Raw genomic sequence first — 17,288 nt, 5'->3', positions numbered from 1 at the left:
AGTGTAGGGCTGGATCATGGTGGCCAGGCAGCCATCACCTGTCATGCGAACAGCCCTACACTTCGCGCTTTTCCACCGTTGTCCGCGAGTCCGACCATGCAGCGTTTCCGTTTTCCCATCGTGATCATTGACGAGGACTTCCGGTCGGAAAACACCTCAGGCCTGGGCATCCGCGCATTGGCCGATGCGATCCAGAAAGAAGGCTTCGAGGTGCTGGGCGCCACCAGCTACGGTGACCTCTCGCAGTTCGCACAGCAGCAAAGCCGGGCGGGCGCGTTCATCCTGTCCATCGACGACGAGGAATTCACCCCCGGCCCCGAGCTCGACCCGGCGGTGCTCAACCTGCGCAAGTTCATCAAGGAAATCCGCTTCAAGAACGCCGAGATTCCCATCTACCTCTACGGCGAGACGCGCACCTCGCAGCACATCCCGAACGACATCCTGCGCGAGCTGCACGGCTTCATCCACATGTTCGAGGACACGCCGGAGTTCGTGGCTCGCCACATCATCCGCGAGGTGCGCAGTTACCTCGACGGGCTGGCGCCGCCGTTCTTCAAGGCACTGATGGACTATGCGCAGGACGGTTCGTACTCGTGGCACTGCCCGGGCCACTCCGGTGGCGTGGCCTTCCTCAAGAGCCCGGTGGGCCAGATGTTCCACCAGTTCTTCGGCGAGAACATGCTGCGCGCAGACGTGTGCAATGCGGTGGAAGAACTTGGCCAGTTGCTGGATCACACCGGCCCGGTGGCGGCGTCCGAGCGCAATGCGGCGCGCATCTTCAATGCCGACCATTGCTTCTTCGTCACCAACGGCACCAGCACCTCCAACAAGATGGTGTGGCACCACTCGGTGGCGCCAGGCGACGTGGTGGTGGTGGACCGCAACTGTCACAAGTCCATCCTGCACAGCATCATCATGACGGGGGCGGTGCCGGTGTTCCTCACGCCCACGCGCAACCACTACGGCATCATCGGGCCGATTCCGAAGAGCGAGTTCTCGCGCGAGACCATCGAGCGCAAGATCGCCGCCAACCCGCTGCTCAAGGGCGTGGACCCGAAGAAGGTCAAGCCGCGCATCCTCACGCTCACGCAGAGCACCTACGACGGCGTGCTCTACAACACCGAGACCATCAAGCATTCGCTGGACGGCTACATCGACACGCTGCACTTCGATGAAGCCTGGCTGCCGCACGCGGCCTTCCACCCGTTCTACGGCGAATACCACGCCATGGGCCGCTACCGCCCGCGCCCGAAGGACCAACTCGTCTTCGCCACGCAGTCCACGCACAAGTTGCTGGCGGGCATCAGCCAGGCCTCGCAGGTGCTGGTGCAGGACGCCCAGAACCGCAAGCTCGACAGGCACCTCTTCAACGAGGCCTACCTGATGCACACCTCCACCAGCCCGCAGTACGCCATCATCGCCTCGTGCGACGTGGCCGCGGCCATGATGGAGGCGCCCGGCGGCCAGGCGCTGGTGGAAGAAAGCATCATGGAGTCGCTGGACTTCCGCCGCGCCATGCGCAAGGTCGACAAGGAGTTCGGCAAGGACTGGTGGTTCAAGGTCTGGGGCCCGGAGAAGATCGCCGCCGACGGCATGAGCAAGGACACCGACTGGATCCTGAAGGCCGGCGAGAAGTGGCACGGCTTCGGCGACTTGGCCGAGGGCTTCAACCTGCTGGACCCGATCAAGAGCACCATCATCACGCCGGGGCTGGACGTGACCGGCAAGTTCGCCAAGACCGGCATCCCGGCGAGCATCGTCACCAAGTACCTGGCCGAGCACGGCGTGGTGGTGGAGAAGACCGGGCTCTACTCGTTCTTCATCATGTTCACCATCGGCATCACCAAGGGCCGCTGGAACACGCTGCTCACCGCCTTGCAGCAGTTCAAGGACGATTACGACCGCAACGCGATGATGGGCCGCGTGCTGCCCGAGTTCGTGGCGGCCTTCCCGCGCTACGAGCGCATGGGCCTGCGCGACCTGTGCCAGGACATCCACGCCATGTATGCCAAGGGCGACATCGCGCGGCTGACCACCGAGATGTACTTGTCGGACCTGCAGCCGGCGATGAAGCCCACCGATGCCTTCTCGTACATCGCGCACCGCAAGACCGAGCGCGTGGCCATCGACAAGCTCGAAGGCCGCATCACCACCTCGCTGCTCACCCCGTATCCGCCCGGCATTCCGCTGCTGATCCCGGGCGAGTGCTTCAACCGCAAGATCGTGGACTACCTGCAGTTCACGCGGCAGTTCAACGCGGCCTTCCCGGGCTTCGACACCGACGTGCACGGGCTGGTGGAAGACGAGGGCCCGGGCGGCCGCGTGTACTACGTGGACTGCGTGCGCGACTGATCCACCCTGCGTGGAGAAGGGGGCAGACGGCGCGGCGATCGGCTGCTACAGTGGCCCGGACGTCATCACGTGGATTGCCGCCCGCCTGAATGCGTACAGTGCCGTCCGATCGCATGGTGTACCTCGGGATCATGGGGCCGCTTCTGCTGGCCATCGTCTCCCTGCTGGCCTTGTGCATCGGCGGCTTCAGCGTGCTGTCGTCGGTGCGGGCCTACGTGGGCGGCGAAAGCATGTGGTCCAAGGCGCGCGCCAGCGCGGTGGCCAATCTGCGGCTGCATGCCGTGGCCGGACGGCCGGCAGACTACCGCCGCTTCCTCGATGCGCTGGCCGTTCCCCTGGGCGACCGCAGCGCGCGGCTGGAACTGGACAAACCCCGCGGCGATGACGACGTGATTCGCGCAGGCCTGCTGGCCGGCGAGAACGCCGCCCAGGACATCCCCGGCATGATCCGGCTGTATCGCTACTTCCGCCGTGTGGAGTTCATGGAGGAAGCCATCGGTGCCTGGGCCGAGGGCGACCGGCTCATCGAGCAACTGCAGGAGCTGGGCATGCGCATCCATGCGCACGTCGAGCGCGGCGATCCGCCGGCGGCGATCGCGGCCTTGCTGGTCGAGTTGGACACACTGGAGGCCAAGCTCGCCAACGTCGAGAAGTATTTTTCAGCCACCCTGGGCCGTGCCTCGCGCAAGACCGGACAGGTGCTGGTGGTGGTGACGCTGGCGCTGGCCGGCTTGCTGGCCCTGGGCGGCATGCTGTTCATGCGCCGGGCCATGCGCCTGCAGATGCAGGACCGCCAGCTGCTGATGGAAGCCAACCAGCGCTTCGACCTGGGCGCGGATGCCGCGGGCATCGGCCTGTTCAACTGGCACGTGGCCGATGACAGCTTCGACCTCGATGCGCGGGCCTGCACGCTCTATGGCCTGAGCTGCCCGCCCGAGGGCGTGAACATCCGGCGAAGCGAACTGCGGCGCCGCACGCTGCCCGATGACCAGGCGAAGGCCCGCATGGACTTCGAGGCTGCGGTCACCAGCGGCGAGACGCTGCATCTTCGCTACCGCATCCAGATGGGTGACGATCAGGTGCGGCACCTGGAGGCCATCGGCCGCATGCGCGACATGCACGACCCGGTGCGGGCGCGCATGGTGGGCGTGATGCGTGACGTGGGCAGCGAGGTGACGCAGGCGCAGCTCACGGTGGACAAGGAAGCCGCCGAACGTGCGGCGCGGCTGCGAGTGGAGTTCCTCTCGCGCCTGAGCCACGAGCTGCGCACGCCGCTCAATGCGGTGCTTGGCGTCGCGCAGCTGCTGCGCATCGACCCCACCGAGCCGCTGAGCGTGAACCAGGCCAAGCGCGTGCAGATCCTGGAGGAGAGCGGGGCTCACCTGCTGCGGCTGGTGGAGGACGTGCTGGACATCACCCGCATCGACTCCGGCGCGCTCAAGCTGGACATGGTGCCCACCGACATGATCGGTGCGGTGCGCACGGCGCTGAACATTGTCGAGCCGGAACGCGCCGCCCACGAGATCCGCATCGAGGACCGCATGCCCTACCGGCAGGCCATGGTCATGGCCGACCCGCACCGGCTGCAGCAGGTCTTCGTGAACCTGCTGGACAACGCCTGCAAGTACAACGTGCGCGGCGGACTGCTCTCGCTGGAATTTGGCGAGGAAGAGCGCGAGTACCGGATCAGCATCGGCGACCAGGGCGCGGGCATGACCCAGGCGCAGATGGGCGAGATCTTTCAGCCGTTCAAGCGGGTGTCGGGCAAGAACGATGTCTCAGGCACCGGCCTTGGCCTCGTGGTGGTGAAGCTGCTGATGGCGCAGATGCAGGGCAGCGTGGCAGTGGAGAGTGAATCCGGCCAGGGCTCGGTGTTCACCGTGCGCATGCCGAGGCTGGGTTGAGGAATCCGCCGCTCAGGCGATGTGCGAGATCAGCACCCCAGGTGACGGCAGCAGCTGACCACTCGCATCCGTCTGCGCCGGCCCCGGCCCCATCGTTGGCGCGCGGCGCACTGCGAGGCCCACCGACATCATGTCCATCACCAGCAGATGCAGGATGCGCGAGATCATCGAGACGAAGCTGGAGCTGTCTTCGCTGTGGTCGACCGCGATGCACACGGTGGACTTGCGTGCCAGCGGTGACTGGCTGGCCGTGATGGCGATGACCGATGCCCCGCGCTCCAGCGCGTGCGTGGCTGCGCGCACGAGCTCGGGCGGCTGGCCGGAGCTGGAAATGAAGAAGGCGAGGTCGTTGGGCCCCAGCAGCTCGGCGGCCATCGCATGCATGGACGCATCGGTGTGCGCGACCGAGGGAATGCGGAAGCGGAAGAGCTTGTGCTGCGCATCGAGCGCCACCACCGCCGAGTTGCCCATGGCGTAGAACTCCACGCGACGCGCCTCGCGCAGCAAGGCGATGGCCTTGTCCACCGACTCCACGTTCAGCGACTCGCGGAACTGCACGATGGCGGAGATGGTGTTATCCAGCACCTTGGCGCAGAGGTCGGCCGTGCCGTCCTGCCGGCGCACCTGGGTGCGCTGCACGGGCAGGGTGCCGGTGAGGCCCGAGCCCAGCTTGAGCTTGAAGTCCGCCAGGCCCTGGAAGCCCAGCGAGCGGCAGAAGCGGATGACCGTGGGCTGGCTCACTTCCGCACCTTGCGCGATGACCGCGATCGGGTCGTTCAGCACGGTGCGCGGGTTGTCCAGCACGAAATTGGCCACGCGCCGCTCGGCCGGAGACAGGCCGTCGGTGGCCGATCGCACGCGCTCCAGCAGCGGGTTGCCGCCATCGTGGTCGGGCACGTGGTCGGCCAGCAGCGACGACACACCCAGGAAGGTCGGGTTGTCCGCCGTCAGCACGTAGGTGGGAATGCGCGACACATAGCCGCTGAATCGGCCCTTGGACTCGAAGCGCTCGCGGAAGTGCGAGTGCTTGAACAGCTCGCCCAGGCGCGGCACGATGCCGCCGCCCACGTAGATGCCGCCGGTGGCGCCCAGCGTGAGCGCCAGGTCCGAGGCCATGGTGCCCAGCATGCCGCAGAAGCACTCGATGGTTTCGGAGCACACCGCATTCAGGCCGTGCAGGGCGCGCTGCACGATGTCGGCCGCGCTCAAATCAGGCTCGGCATGCGGCTGGCCGGCGCTCAGCGCCTGGTAGATGAGCTCGATGCCGGGGCCGGAGATCAGCCGTTCGGCCGAGACGCGGTGCATGGTCTTCCAGGCGTACTGCAGCACGCGCAGCTCGCGTTCGTCCGTGGGCGCGAAGCTCACGTGGCCGCCTTCGGTGGCCAGCACCGTCCAGCGGTCGCCGGTGGGGATGAGTCCTGACACACCCAGGCCGGTGCCTGGGCCCAGCAGGCCGATGACGCCGTTGGCCTGTGCCTCGCCGCCGCCGATCTGCACCCGGCCGTCGCTGCCCACGCGCGGGAGCGCCATGGCCAGCGCGGTGAAGTTGTTCACCACCAGCAGGGTGCTCAGGTTGAGCTGGCGCTGGGCATCCTGGATGGAGAAAGCCCAGTCCCGGTTGGTCATGCGCACCCAGTCGCCTTCGATGGGGTTCGCAATCGCCACCGCGCCGTGTCGCGGCACGATGCCGGGCAGGGTGAACAGGTAGGCCTTCACCACCTGCACGAAGCCGGTGTAGTCCGCGCAGGGCAGCACCGCCACGTGGTCGAAGCGGCCGGGCATCTGCTCGATGGCGAACCGGGCATAGGTCGCGCCGATGTCAGCGAGCAGCCGGGGCTCGGAGTAGGGCAGCGCGTGGGGGCCGCGGGTGGGATCGATGGCCATGTGTGGAGGATACCTGGGTGGCTGGGGGGAGGCCGGGTCAGGCGGGAGGCTGATGGCGCAATGTCATTTCGCCATCAGCGGAATCGCTCTTTCAAGCAACACCGTTCCTTGTGCATTCAAGGTCACCTTGCCTTGGGCCACCACGAGGCGCTGCTGCGAGTAGAAGTCGAACACGGCCTGGCCGTCGCGGAACACGTCGCCGACGGGAATCGCGACCTCGCCCTTGGCGTTCGGGGCCACGACCACGCGGTCATCCGAAGTGGCATCGACGCGGCTGAACACATAGGGTGAATCCGACAGCATGCTGTGCGCCCCGCGAGCCAGCGCGACGTGCTTCGCGCGGAAGGTGCCCAGCTTGCGCCAGTGCGCGAGCACCGCCTGGTCGATGCTGCCCCAGTTCATGTCCGAGCGCGTGGCCTGCTGCGGGTCGGACGAGGGCACCGGGCCCAGCGGGCGCGCGGTTTCGTCGCCGTAGAAGATCTGCACCGCGCCGGGTGCGAGCAGCAGCGCCGAGCCGGCCTCGATGAGCTTCTTGCGATCGAACAGCTCCGTGTCGTGCGATGAGATGTAGCTCAGCGCGGAGAAGCCGGGCCGGCCCGAGAGGATCTTCGCGTAGCTGGCATACAGCGACTCCGGCTTGGCGAACTGTCCGCCGGCGCTCTGGAATTCGAAGTTGATCATCGCGTCGAAGCCGAAGTCGTGCAGCTTGTGCCTGCCCGGCCCCAGGCCCCAGTACTCGCCCACCATCCAGAACGGCTGGTCGTCGATCTTCTTCGTGGGGTTCTTCGCTTTCCACTCGGTCAGTGCCTTGGCCGCTTCGGTCTTCAACTCCAGCCAGGCCTCGGGCTCCACGTGCTTGACGGTGTCGGCGCGGAAGCCGTCCACGCCATAGTCGCGCACCCAGTCGGTCAGCCATTTCACGAGGTAGCCGCGCACGGTGGTGTTGGGCAGGTCCACCGCCTTGGTGCCGGGCTTGGCGCGCAGGAACTTGGGCAGCTTCACGGCGTCCTTGGACTCCGTGCGGAAGTCCGGCAGGTAGGCCAGCTGCATGGTGAGGTCGTCACGGCCGCCGTCGATGTAGCCGGGCAGGCCGGCGCGCACCCAGTCGCGGCCCCACCAGTCGCCGAAGGCGAAGTTGTTGTAGTCGATGAACGAGTGGTAGTTGCGAAGGTTGGCACTCGATGCCCCCGGCCACAGCACCTTCACGCCCAGCTCGTTGGCGGTCTGGATGTCGAGGTAGCCCGGGTGGTTCATCACCACGTCGAACAGGATGCGGATGCCCTGCGAATGCGCGGTGTCGATCATCTCGCGCAGCTCGTCGGGCGTGCCCATGTTGGCATCCAGCGTGGTGTAGTCCAGCGCGTAGTAGCCGTGGTAGGCGTAGTGCTTGAATTCCTTGTTGCCGCCCACGACCCAACCGTGGATCTGCTCGTAGGGCGCGGTGATCCAGATCGCGTTCACGCCCAGCTGCTTGAAATACCCCTCGCGCAGCTTGTTGGTCAGGCCCTTGAGGTCGCCGCCGTGGAAGGTGCCCACGTCATCGGCCGGCGTGGCCTCGCGCTTGCGGCCATAGCTGTTGTCGTTGGCCTTGTTGCCGTTCTCGAAGCGGTCGGTGACGACGAAGTAGATGATGGGGTTGTCGGCGAAGGCGCCGGGGACGGCGAGCGGGCCGGGAAGGACTGGCGCAGGTTCGGCTTTCGGGGCCGGTGCTGCGGCGGCGGGTGCGGGCGGCGTGGTCGAGCAGGCTGCCAGTGTGGCCGCGGCGATGGCGCAGAGAAAGCGACGTGTCGTCATGTCATTCCAACTACTGAGGGACGCGGGAGGGACCCGGTGGGGCCCCGGCGTTGGCCGGGGCGAGGGCAAGCGCGATTACTTGCAGGGGTTCTCCGCCCGTGCCTTCTTCGCGTCGTCCAGCGAGGTGTAGATCTTGCGATCGCCGTTGAGCACCCAGATCTCCTTCACGGTCTTGCCGTCGAAGGACATGTCGCGTCCACCTTGTTCCTTGGTGTCGCCCTTGTGGATGATGTAGTTGACCTTGCCCTTGCCGCCGAACTCGGCGAAGTCGGCATGCCAGTAGACGCCGAAGTCGCTCTTGCCGGTGGGCGGCATGGGCTTTTGCCACTCCACGCCGGGGATGGGGATGCCCGGGTCCTTCCACAGGTGCGCGCCCCAGCCGTCGTAGGTGTTGTCGCAGCGGTTGTAGTTGATGCCGATCTTGCCCTCGGGGGGCGTGGTCTGGGCCATCGCCGATCCGGCGGCCAGCGCGATGACGGCGGTGATCAGGGTCTTGAGCATGGGTTGCCTCGCATGAGTTGAGGTTGGGAGACTCATCCCTTGACGCCCCCCGACGTCAGGCCCGAAATCATCCATTTCTGGGCCAGGATGAACACGACGGTGATGGGCAGGCCGGACAGGATGGCTGCCGCGGCGAAATCGCCCCAGAGGTACTTCTGGTCGTACAGGAACATCTTGGAGCCCACGGCGAGCGTGAGCAGGTCCTGCTGCTTGAGAAGGATGGAGGCGACCGGGTACTCCTGGATGGCGTTGATGAACGCCAGCAGGAACACCACCATGAGGATGGGCACGGCCATGGGCAGCAGCACCATGCGGAAGGCCTGCCAGGGCGTGGCGCCGTCGACCTTCGCGGCTTCCTCGATCTCCACCGGAATCGTGTCGTAGTAGCCCTTGATGGTCCACACGTGCAGCGCGATGCCGCCCGAGTACGCCAGGAGCAGCGACCAGTGCGAGTCGATGCCCACCGAGGGGAAGGCATTGCCGATGCGGTCGAAGATGGCGTAGATGGCCACCAGCGCCAGCACGGCGGGGAACATCTGCATGAGCATGAGGCCGGTCAGCGCCTGCTTCTTGCCACGGAACTTCATGCGGGCGAAGGCGTAGGCGGCGGTGGTCGAGAGGAACAGCCCGATCAGCGCCGACAGCGTGGCGATCTTGATGGAGTTCCACAGCCAGCGCAGCACCGGCAGGTCGGGCTCGACCAGGCGGCCTTGCGCGTCCTGGTACGACAGGCCCAGCGCGAAGCGCCAGTGCTCGAAGCTCACGTGGTCGGGAATGATGTTGCCAGTGGCGAAGTTGCCCGGGCGCAGCGAGATCGACAGCACCATGAGGAAGGGAAAGATCACCAGCGCGCACAGCGAGATGAGGAACACGTGCGCGGCGACGACGCGCCAGCGGTGGGATTTGTCGAGGACGATGGCCATGTCTGTTTGCTCCTCGATGAATCAGCGCGTCTCGTCGGCCACGATGCGGGTGAAGCGCATCTGGATGAGCGACACCACGGCCACCATCAGGAAGATGACGGTGGAGATCGCCGCTGCCAGGCCGTAGTTGGCGCCCGAGTCCTGGAAGGCGATGCGGTAGGTGTAGCTGACCAGCAAGTCGGTGGTGCCCGCGGGCACGCTGGTGTCGATGAAGTCGGGCCGTCCGCCGGTGAGCAGGCTGATCAGCACGAAGTTGTTGAAGTTGAACGCGAACGACGAGATCAGGAGCGGCGTGAGCGGCTTCATGATCAAGGGCAGGGTGATGCGCGCGAAGTTGGTCAGCGGGCCGGCGCCGGCCACGGCCGAGGCTTCGTACAGGTCGGCCGGGATTGCCTTGATGAGCCCCATGCAGATGACCATCATGTACGGGAAGCCCAGCCAGGTGTTCACGATGAGCAGCATCACCTTCGCAAGGAACGGGTCGCTGAACCATGCGGGCTTGATGCCGAAGATGGCCGAGAGGATGAGGTTGATCTCGCCCACGTTCTGGTTGAACAGCCCCTTGAACACCAGGATGCTGATGAAGCCCGGCACCGCATACGGCAGGAACAGCAGGATGCGGTAGGCACCCTTGAAGCGCAGCGCGTCCCAGTTCAGGAGCACCGCCAGCAGCATGCCCAGCGAGGTGGCGAACAGCACCGTGAGGCCGGAGAACACGACGGTCCACACGAAGATGCGGATGAAGGGCTCGCGGAACTTCTGTTCGCTGAAGATGCGGGTGTAGTTCTCCCAGCCGGTCTTCACCTGGAAGCCGGGCTGCAGCTTCTCGCCGTTGGCGTCGACGAAGTAGCCGGTGTTCATGTCGGCCTTGATGACGCTGCCGTTCTCCGCGTTCTTCAGGCTGCCGTCGGCCTGGCGCACGTACAGCGGCTGCACCGGCGCGAACTCGCGCAGGCCGGCCATCTGTACCTTGGACTTGTCGGGCATCACCACGACGAGTGCCTTGATGAGCTTTTGCTTGCCGATCACGTCCTTGAGCGGCAGCGGATCGCCCAGCGGCACGGCGGCATCGAGCGGCTGGGCCTGCACTTCAAGCGGCGTTTCCGCGGCCAGTGCCAGCGGCCCGACGACGAAGCTCTTGTCGCCTTCGCTTTGCGTCAACTTCAGGCGATAGGCGTTGCCTGCGCTGTGCAGGCTGAATTCATACGACGGACCTTCGGCGCGGAAGGTCTCGGTGAGGAAGTACTGCTCCGCGCGGTGGAAGTCCAGCAGGTTGCGCGAGCTGTAGTTGGTGAAGCCGATGGCGATGGTGTAGACCATCGGAAACACCACGAAGATCAGTGCCGCCGCGATGCCCGGGAAGAGGTAGCGGAAGGCGTAGGTCTTCTTCGAGCTGTAGATCCACACCGCCAGCGCCGTGATGACGAGCATGGTGCCGGCCAGCAGCAGTTCGCCCGTGGCGTAGACACGCATCACGAGGTAGAGGGCGGCCAGGAGGATGAGCGCCAGCGCTGCCGGACCGGCGAGCGTGCGCAGCTTCGAAGAAGAAGACATGGAATCCAGCAAATGCGCGGGGAGGGCCCGAAAGCCCGCCCCGCGGAGGTCACACGATTACTTCGCGGTGATGCGCTTGGCGGCGCCGTCCATCGCTTCCTTGGGCGACTGGCGGCCGTCCATCACGTTGCCCAGCGCCGAGACCATGGAGGACCAGAAGCGGCCCATCTCGGGGTTGTTGGGCATCGGGGCGCCGTCCTGCGCCGAAGCCATCGTGGCCTGGATCTTCGCGTCGCCCTTGAGCTGCGCGTAGAAGGCCTTCGATGCCGGCACGCCCAGCGGCACGTCGTCGTTGATGGTTTTCAGGCCCTTCTCGGTGATCATGAAGTTCTCGATGAACTCCGTGGCCACGTCCTTGTTGGGCGAGGACTTGTTGATCATCGCGCCCAGCACGCCCACGAACGGCGCGGCCTTCTTGCCGGCGACCATCGGGATCTTGGCCACGCCGAAGTCGATGTTGGCCTTCTTCAGGTTGTCCCACGACCAGGGGCCGTTGATCATCATCGCGACCTTGCCCTGGGCCATGCCGGCTTCCATCTCGGCGTAGCCCGAGCCCTGGGGCATGTACTTTTCCTTGAGCAGCTTGTCCAGCAGCTCCACGCCCTTCAAGGCGCCGGCGTTGTTCACGCCGGTGTCGGCCGCGTCATAGGTGCCGTCGGCCTTGAGCTTGAAGGCGTAGCCGCCATTGGCGGCCAGCAGCGGCCAGGTGAAGTAGGTGTTGGTGTAGTCCCAGAGGATGGCCTTCTTGCCGTCGGCGGACAGCTTCTTGTCCAGCGCCATCACTTCCTCGAAGGTCTTGGGCGGCGTGGGAACGAGCTTCTTGTTGTAGACCAGCGAGACGGCCTCGATGGAGATCGGGTAGCCCCAGGTCTTGCCGCCCACGTTGAAGGCCTTCCAGGCCAGCGGGTCGATGTCGGCCTGGGCCTTCTTGCTCGGGGTCACGGGGGTCAGCAGACCGCCGCCGATCCATTCGCCGATGCGGTCATGCGGCCAGATCCAGATGTCCGGGCCCTTGCCGGCGGCAGCGGCCTGCTGGAACTTGCCCGGGGCATCTTCGGGGTGCTCGACGACGACTTGCACGCCGGTCTTCTTGGCGAACTCGTCGCCGATCTTCTGCAGGCCGTTGTAGCCCTTGTCGCCGTTGATCCAGATCAGCAGCTTGCCGGCTTCGGCGGCGTGCGCGGGCAGGGCCAGCCCCGCGGCGAGGGCGGCCGCGGCCGCCAGCAGTGTGACTCGTTGGCGCTGAATGCTCATCTCTATCTCCTTCGTTGGTGCCCTCGACGGGGTCTGTGTGGAAACGGGTGGGGGTGGGGCTGCGTGATAGGGGTCAACCCGCGCTGCCGGCGGCGGTGCGTGGTTGCGTGATTCCGCCTTCGTCGAACAGGTAGCAGCGTGAGGGCGGGAATGTGAGTTGGGCGATGTCGCCCGTGTTCAATGGGTTCTCGGGGTCGGTGCGCACGACCAGCGTGGTCGAGTCGCCCAGCACCACGTGCAGGTAGGTCGTGTCGCCCAGGTGCTCGGCCAGCTGCACGTGCGCGCGCACGCTGCCCTGGGTGGCCTGCGACGAGGCCATCGCATGCTCGGGGCGGATGCCCAGCGTCACCTTGGCGCCGGAGGCGAGGGCCGATGCATCGGCTGCGACGGGCACGGTGGAGCCGTCCGACAGCTTCACCATCGCATGTCCATTCACGCTCGCGGCGAGCTGGCCTTCCACCAAGTTCATCTTGGGCGAGCCGATGAAGCCGGCCACGAACTTGTTCACCGGCGAGTGGTACAGCTCCATGGGCGTGCCCACCTGCTCGATGCGGCCCGCGCTCAGCACCACGATGCGGTGGGCCAGCGTCATGGCCTCCACCTGGTCGTGGGTCACGTAGATCATCGTCGTCTTCAGTTCCTGGTGCAGGCGCGACAACTCCACGCGCATCTGCACGCGCAAGGCCGCATCCAGGTTGGACAGCGGCTCGTCGAACAGGAACACGCCGGGCTTGCGCACGATGGCGCGGCCGATGGCCACGCGCTGGCGCTGGCCGCCCGACAAGGCCTTGGGCTTGCGCTCGAGCAGGTGCTCGATCTGCAGGATCTGCGCGGCGCGGTCCACCGCGGCCTTCATCTCCTGCTTGCTGAATCCGGCCAGGCGAAGTCCGAAGGCCATGTTCTCCGCCACCGTCATGTGGGGGTAGAGCGCATAGCTTTGGAACACCATGGCGATGCCGCGCTTGGAGGGCGGCACATCGTTGACCTTTTCGCCACCGATGAACAGGTCGCCCGACGTGATGTCCTCCAGGCCGGCGATGCAACGCAGCATGGTCGACTTGCCGCAACCCGAGGGGCCGACGAACACCATGAACTCGCCGTCGCGGATCTCCAGATCCACGCCGTGAAGGATCACGGTCTCGTCGAAGGCCTTTCGAAGGCCTTGAAGCTTCAGGTCAGCCATGTCTGCGTTGTCTCCTTCTACGTTCTAAGTCAGATCACCACCAGGCTTCCACCTGGGCACCGTAGGTCAGGCCGTTGTTCTTGCTGGCCCAGACGTTGTTGCTCAGGTAGTTCACGCCGCCCTTGGCCTCGTCGTTCCACGTGGCGTAGGTGACGAAGCCGCGCAGCACCGGGCGAGCCCAGAAGCCGCGGGTCAGCGTGAGCTGAGGCGCAATGGTGGCCTTGGTCAGTGTGGCCCACTTGCCCGAACCGCTGGCGTCCTTGGCGCGGTCATGGCCAATTTCGAACGCCAGGCTCACGTTGTCGCTGAAGTTGTACTGCGGACGGGCACCGATGGTGATCCATTCGCGCTGCTTCAGGTCCCACGGGGCCTTCTTCAGGTTGTCGATGGCGAAGGTCGCCATGCCCGACCAGTTCGTGCCTTCCGGGGCGACGTAGGCCTGCGTCACGAGGCGGATGCTCTCGCCAGCCGTGTCGTTCTTGCCGCCGGCGTAGGCGGGAATCCAGTTCATGCCGGCGCCGTTGCCGCGGCCGTACTGCAGCGCGACCTTGGTGAAGCCGCCGAAGAAGCCGCCTTGCGTGTGCTGGGCGGTCAGCAGGTAGCCGGTCTTGTCGCCGGTGCCGATGGCATCGCTGCCCTTGATGACTTCGGCCGCGAATTCCAGCTTGCCGTCCTTGTTGGCGGCAATGTCGTAGGCCCGGAACTCGAAGCGCTTGGAGGCCTCGACGCCCACGCCGGTGCCGAACAGGAAGCTGCCGGGTGCGCCGTCCAGGCCCGAGTTGCCGCCGTTCTGGTGGTAGGCGAAGGCGAACTTGCCCACGCCGCCCAGGCCGATGTCTTCAATGCCGGCGCCCGGGCCGGTGTTGGCCCAGTAGTAGTAGTCGTTGATGTGGACGTCGTTGCGGTTGTAGAAGCGCTTGCCCACCCACAGCTTCGCGTCCTCGAAGGCGCTGCCCTTGGGGAAGAACCCGCCGCCGATGATGTAGTTCTCGCGGCTGGCGAACTGGAAGTTCGTGCTGGTGCTGGATGAGCCGAAGTCCACAGCGGTTGACACGTCCTCGAAGTCTTGCGCGCCCTTTTCACGCAGAGCCAGGCGCAGGTTGTACTTGAAGAAAGCACCGTCGGACTTGCCGAAGGGCACGACCACCGCGGCTTCGCCGTAGTTGTCGCACTCATTGCCCAGACGGTACTTCGCTTGTGCCGGGAAGCCCAGGCGGAAGCACTGCAAATTGCCGCCTTTGTCCGTACCGCCCACTTGCGTACGGACATAGCCGTGGAATTCGACATCGTCGGCCTTGGCTGCGGGCGCCGCAATAGCGCTTGCCACGGCCGCCGACACGGCCAGCAGCTTGAATCTCTTGTTCATGGTGACTCCTCGGAAGGGTTTGCTTGGGATTTGTCGAGACGTTCGCGGGGGCTCCGGCCATCGACACGGGGGAACGACACGGCAAAGCGACTTCTGAAAAGGGTGGGCGGTGCGGGGGGACACCGCCCGAAGTCTCTCGCCGCAATGAAAAAAGGGATGCTTGGTAGTCCTTGCTGATTCAGTAATGTGACTACAACTGTTGCTGTAGTTTCGATTAGGTCGTCACTCTAGTAATGGAACTACATCCGGTAAACGCGGGTTTGTACCAGGATTTGCCTGGGAGCAACGCTGGTGCTGGAGTGGAATCAGGGTTGTCATGGGGTTGGCAGCGTGGACTTGTACTCGATCGGCCTGTAAGATCAATAAAGTAGTTTGGCTACAAATGTTGGGGGAATGGTCAATCTGAGCCAACCTTGACGCCGCAGGGACGGGCGAGCAAGGTCAAAACAGAACAAGCCCCGCAGAACATCAACCAGGATCGAGCACTACATGCAGGCAGGAACTTTCCCCCGACTGGTCGGGGACATCGGCGGGACGAACGCCCGCTTCGGATGGATCGAATCCGAGAACTCACCCCTCACCGACATCGACACGCTTCCAGGCGCCGACTACCCGACGATCGTCGCCGCCATCCGCGCCTACCTGGCCAAGCATGGCAAGTCGCAGCCGCGCTGGTGCTCCATCGGCATTGCCAACCCCGTGGTGGGCGACGTGGTGAAGATGACCAACCACGACTGGGCGTTCTCCATCTCCGGCGTGCAGGCGGAGCTGAAGCTGGACCGTTTCCTGGTCATCAACGACTTCACCGCGCTGGCCTTGTCTCTGCCGGCGATGGAGCCTTCGGACCTGCGCCAGGTAGGGCAGGGCACGGCTGTGCCGGGTGCGCCGCTGGCGCTGCTGGGAGCAGGTACCGGCCTGGGCGTGTCCGGGCTGCTTCCGGCGGGATCGGGTCACCGGGCGATCCCAATCAACGGCGAAGGCGGGCACGTCACGCTGGCGGCCATCGACGAGCGGGAAGAAAAGGTCGTGGCCATCCTGCGCCGCCGCTTCGGGCATGCATCGGCGGAGCGCGCGCTGTCGGGGCCCGGCATCGAGAACCTCCATCAGGCGGTGTGCGAACTGGCCGGTGTGAAGGACGCGCAGCCGCTCAACGCAGCGCAGATCACCGATCGCGCCACCGGCGGCAGCGACCCGCATTGCGTTGAAGCGATGGATCTGTTCTTCAGCTTCCTGGGTACCATCGCCGGAAACCTGGCCTTGTCGCTCGGCTCGCTGGGCGGGCTGTACATCGGGGGCGGCATCGTGCCGCGCCTGGGCGATGCGATCGACAGGTCGCGCTTTCGCCAGAGCTTCGAAAGCAAGGGGCGCTTCCGCCAGTACGTCCAGCAGATTCCCACGTACGTCCTGCAGTCCAAGGTGTCGCCCGGCCTGATCGGTGCGGCCCGTGCGCTGGACGATCTCTGACCTGGCTCGCACGCACTAGACTTGCGCGCGCACGGCGCCTGCGGCTCTCTCCCGGCGCTGCCCACAACGACGAATCTGGAGATGATCCGATGAAGCAATTGCATTCCCGGGCGCTGGCGGCGCTGATCACCGTGGCGCTCGGTGCGGCCAGCGTTTCAGCGCAGGCCGGCGTGATGGACTTCCTCTTCGGCAAGAAGGCCAGCACGAGCGAGTCCGGCAACGCCACCGTCAACCCGAACAAGAAGACCTGGCGGCTGTCGGAGTTCACAGCGGTGCAGATCGTGCCGCGCGAAGCGGGTAGTGCGCCCAATGCGCATCCGGCCCGGCTGAATCCCGAAGGCGTGCGCCAGCAACTCGTGCTGGTGCAGGCGAAGGTCGACGGCAAGTCGTTCCCGCTGTTCTACGGCGAGGAGATCCAGGACCTCGTGGAGCCCATCACGCAGGCGTTGTCGGTGGCCGGCCCGAACGAGGACCTCGTGCTGCTGAGCACCCACCGCCGCGGCGAAAGCGTGCTGACCGCGCCACTGGGCATCACCGCCCGCCTGTTCGTGCAGGACGGCAACCTCAACGTCATCGTGCACGACGCGCGCCGCGACTTCGTGGATGCCTACATCGGCACCAAGATCCCGCCGACCTTCGAGTTCGGCGAGCGTGCAAAGCAGAGCAAGGCGGTCGTGCAGAGCACGAGCGCCGCCACCAAGCGCACCGACTGGATCGCGATTCCCATCGCGGCCGCCGTGCCGGCCCCGGTCGTGCCTGCGGCCATGACTGCACCGACGGCTGCGCCCATCCAGCAGGCAGCGCCTGCAGGCACCGTGACGACGCTGCCTGCCCCCGCTCCCGCGCCCGCCGCCGTGCTGCCCGCGGCCACGCCCACCCGCGACACCGCCTACTACGAAGAGCAGGCGCGCCGCCTCAAGGGTCTGAAGCTCTTGCGCGACCAGGGCGCGATCACCGAGGAGGAGTACCAGCAAAAGCGCAAGGAAATCCTCTCGGGTCTGTGACTTTGCGCAAGACCCGCTAGGTTTTCCTCGGGTCTTCCCATCCCTGAAATCGCTTGCAAGGCGGGTAAAGTCGGGCATGCACGGGCGCCGCGACGGCGTCTGATT

Annotated in this window: 12 protein-coding genes; 4 read left to right on the top strand and 8 right to left on the bottom strand. The window is 65.7% G+C overall.

All coding sequences use genetic code 11. The annotated features are described in order from the left end of the window. The first annotated feature begins 96 nt into the window (after window positions 1–96). Both DZC73_RS21670 and DZC73_RS21665 read left to right on the top strand, forming a co-directional pair. Window positions 97–2,352 carry an arginine/lysine/ornithine decarboxylase gene (locus tag DZC73_RS21670; RefSeq protein WP_124542462.1) on the top strand — a complete coding sequence of 752 codons (2,256 nt, stop codon included), beginning with the start codon at window positions 97–99 and terminating at the stop codon, window positions 2,350–2,352. Between the two features lie 89 nt (window positions 2,353–2,441). After that, window positions 2,442–4,256 carry a sensor histidine kinase gene (locus DZC73_RS21665; RefSeq protein ID WP_124542461.1) on the top strand — a complete coding sequence of 605 codons (1,815 nt, stop codon included), beginning with the start codon at window positions 2,442–2,444 and terminating at the stop codon, window positions 4,254–4,256. A gap of 12 nt (window positions 4,257–4,268) precedes the next feature. Here the strand turns inward: DZC73_RS21665 and DZC73_RS21660 are convergent, their stop codons facing one another. The 8 genes from DZC73_RS21660 to DZC73_RS21625 form a co-directional block, all read right to left on the bottom strand. Further along, window positions 4,269–6,140: a glucokinase gene (locus tag DZC73_RS21660; RefSeq protein ID WP_124542460.1), complete on the bottom strand. Its 1,872-nt coding sequence runs from the start codon at window positions 6,138–6,140 to the stop codon at window positions 4,269–4,271. 63 nt (window positions 6,141–6,203) lie between these two features. Continuing rightward, complete coding sequence (locus DZC73_RS21655) at window positions 6,204–7,934, bottom strand: alpha-amylase family glycosyl hydrolase (RefSeq protein ID WP_124542459.1); 1,731 nt, start codon at window positions 7,932–7,934, stop codon at window positions 6,204–6,206. A gap of 75 nt (window positions 7,935–8,009) precedes the next feature. Then, entirely contained in the window at window positions 8,010–8,435 is a 426-nt protein-coding gene (locus DZC73_RS21650) for a pullulanase-associated domain-containing protein (RefSeq protein ID WP_161974695.1), read from the bottom strand. Window positions 8,436–8,467: 32 nt separating this feature from the next. Then, on the bottom strand, window positions 8,468–9,358 hold the full coding sequence (gene malG, locus DZC73_RS21645) for a maltose ABC transporter permease MalG (protein ID WP_124542457.1): 891 nt from the start codon (window positions 9,356–9,358) through the stop codon (window positions 8,468–8,470). 21 nt (window positions 9,359–9,379) lie between these two features. Then, window positions 9,380–10,912: a maltose ABC transporter permease MalF gene (gene malF, locus DZC73_RS21640; RefSeq protein WP_124542456.1), complete on the bottom strand. Its 1,533-nt coding sequence runs from the start codon at window positions 10,910–10,912 to the stop codon at window positions 9,380–9,382. A gap of 57 nt (window positions 10,913–10,969) precedes the next feature. Then, window positions 10,970–12,166, bottom strand: a complete 1,197-nt coding sequence (malE, locus tag DZC73_RS21635; RefSeq protein WP_124542455.1) for a maltose/maltodextrin ABC transporter substrate-binding protein MalE — start codon at window positions 12,164–12,166, stop codon at window positions 10,970–10,972. 73 nt (window positions 12,167–12,239) lie between these two features. Next, entirely contained in the window at window positions 12,240–13,349 is a 1,110-nt protein-coding gene (locus DZC73_RS21630) for an ABC transporter ATP-binding protein (RefSeq protein ID WP_124542454.1), read from the bottom strand. A 34-nt stretch (window positions 13,350–13,383) separates the two neighbouring features. Further along, window positions 13,384–14,715, bottom strand: coding sequence for a maltoporin (locus DZC73_RS21625; protein WP_124542453.1), 1,332 nt, complete (start codon window positions 14,713–14,715; stop codon window positions 13,384–13,386). A gap of 489 nt (window positions 14,716–15,204) precedes the next feature. On the opposite strand from DZC73_RS21625, the gene DZC73_RS21620 reads away from it, so the two are divergent. Both DZC73_RS21620 and DZC73_RS21615 read left to right on the top strand, forming a co-directional pair. Further along, entirely contained in the window at window positions 15,205–16,179 is a 975-nt protein-coding gene (locus DZC73_RS21620) for a glucokinase (RefSeq protein ID WP_124542452.1), read from the top strand. An 89-nt stretch (window positions 16,180–16,268) separates the two neighbouring features. Further along, window positions 16,269–17,183: an SHOCT domain-containing protein gene (locus DZC73_RS21615; RefSeq protein ID WP_124542451.1), complete on the top strand. Its 915-nt coding sequence runs from the start codon at window positions 16,269–16,271 to the stop codon at window positions 17,181–17,183. The last annotated feature ends 105 nt before the right edge of the window (window positions 17,184–17,288 follow it).

Source organism: Rhizobacter terrae, from assembly GCF_003852895.1.
Taxonomy (GTDB): Bacteria; Pseudomonadota; Gammaproteobacteria; order Burkholderiales; family Burkholderiaceae_C; genus Albitalea; species Albitalea terrae.
Note: the sequence above shows the minus strand (reverse complement) of the source record. Positions and strands in the feature narration are given on the sequence as shown.

Excerpts from the sequence above, each read along its gene's own strand:
- DZC73_RS21670 (WP_124542462.1), top strand. The coding sequence starts at position 97 with ATGCAGCGTTTCCGTTTTCCCATCGTGATCATTGACGAGGACTTCCGG.
- DZC73_RS21665 (WP_124542461.1), top strand. The coding sequence starts at position 2,442 with ATGCGTACAGTGCCGTCCGATCGCATGGTGTACCTCGGGATCATGGGG.
- DZC73_RS21660 (WP_124542460.1), bottom strand. The coding sequence starts at position 6,140 with ATGGCCATCGATCCCACCCGCGGCCCCCACGCGCTGCCCTACTCCGAG.
- DZC73_RS21655 (WP_124542459.1), bottom strand. The coding sequence starts at position 7,934 with ATGACGACACGTCGCTTTCTCTGCGCCATCGCCGCGGCCACACTGGCA.
- DZC73_RS21650 (WP_161974695.1), bottom strand. The coding sequence starts at position 8,435 with ATGCTCAAGACCCTGATCACCGCCGTCATCGCGCTGGCCGCCGGATCG.
- malG (WP_124542457.1), bottom strand. The coding sequence starts at position 9,358 with ATGGCCATCGTCCTCGACAAATCCCACCGCTGGCGCGTCGTCGCCGCG.
- malF (WP_124542456.1), bottom strand. The coding sequence starts at position 10,912 with ATGTCTTCTTCTTCGAAGCTGCGCACGCTCGCCGGTCCGGCAGCGCTG.
- malE (WP_124542455.1), bottom strand. The coding sequence starts at position 12,166 with ATGAGCATTCAGCGCCAACGAGTCACACTGCTGGCGGCCGCGGCCGCC.
- DZC73_RS21630 (WP_124542454.1), bottom strand. The coding sequence starts at position 13,349 with ATGGCTGACCTGAAGCTTCAAGGCCTTCGAAAGGCCTTCGACGAGACC.
- DZC73_RS21625 (WP_124542453.1), bottom strand. The coding sequence starts at position 14,715 with ATGAACAAGAGATTCAAGCTGCTGGCCGTGTCGGCGGCCGTGGCAAGC.
- DZC73_RS21620 (WP_124542452.1), top strand. The coding sequence starts at position 15,205 with ATGCAGGCAGGAACTTTCCCCCGACTGGTCGGGGACATCGGCGGGACG.
- DZC73_RS21615 (WP_124542451.1), top strand. The coding sequence starts at position 16,269 with ATGAAGCAATTGCATTCCCGGGCGCTGGCGGCGCTGATCACCGTGGCG.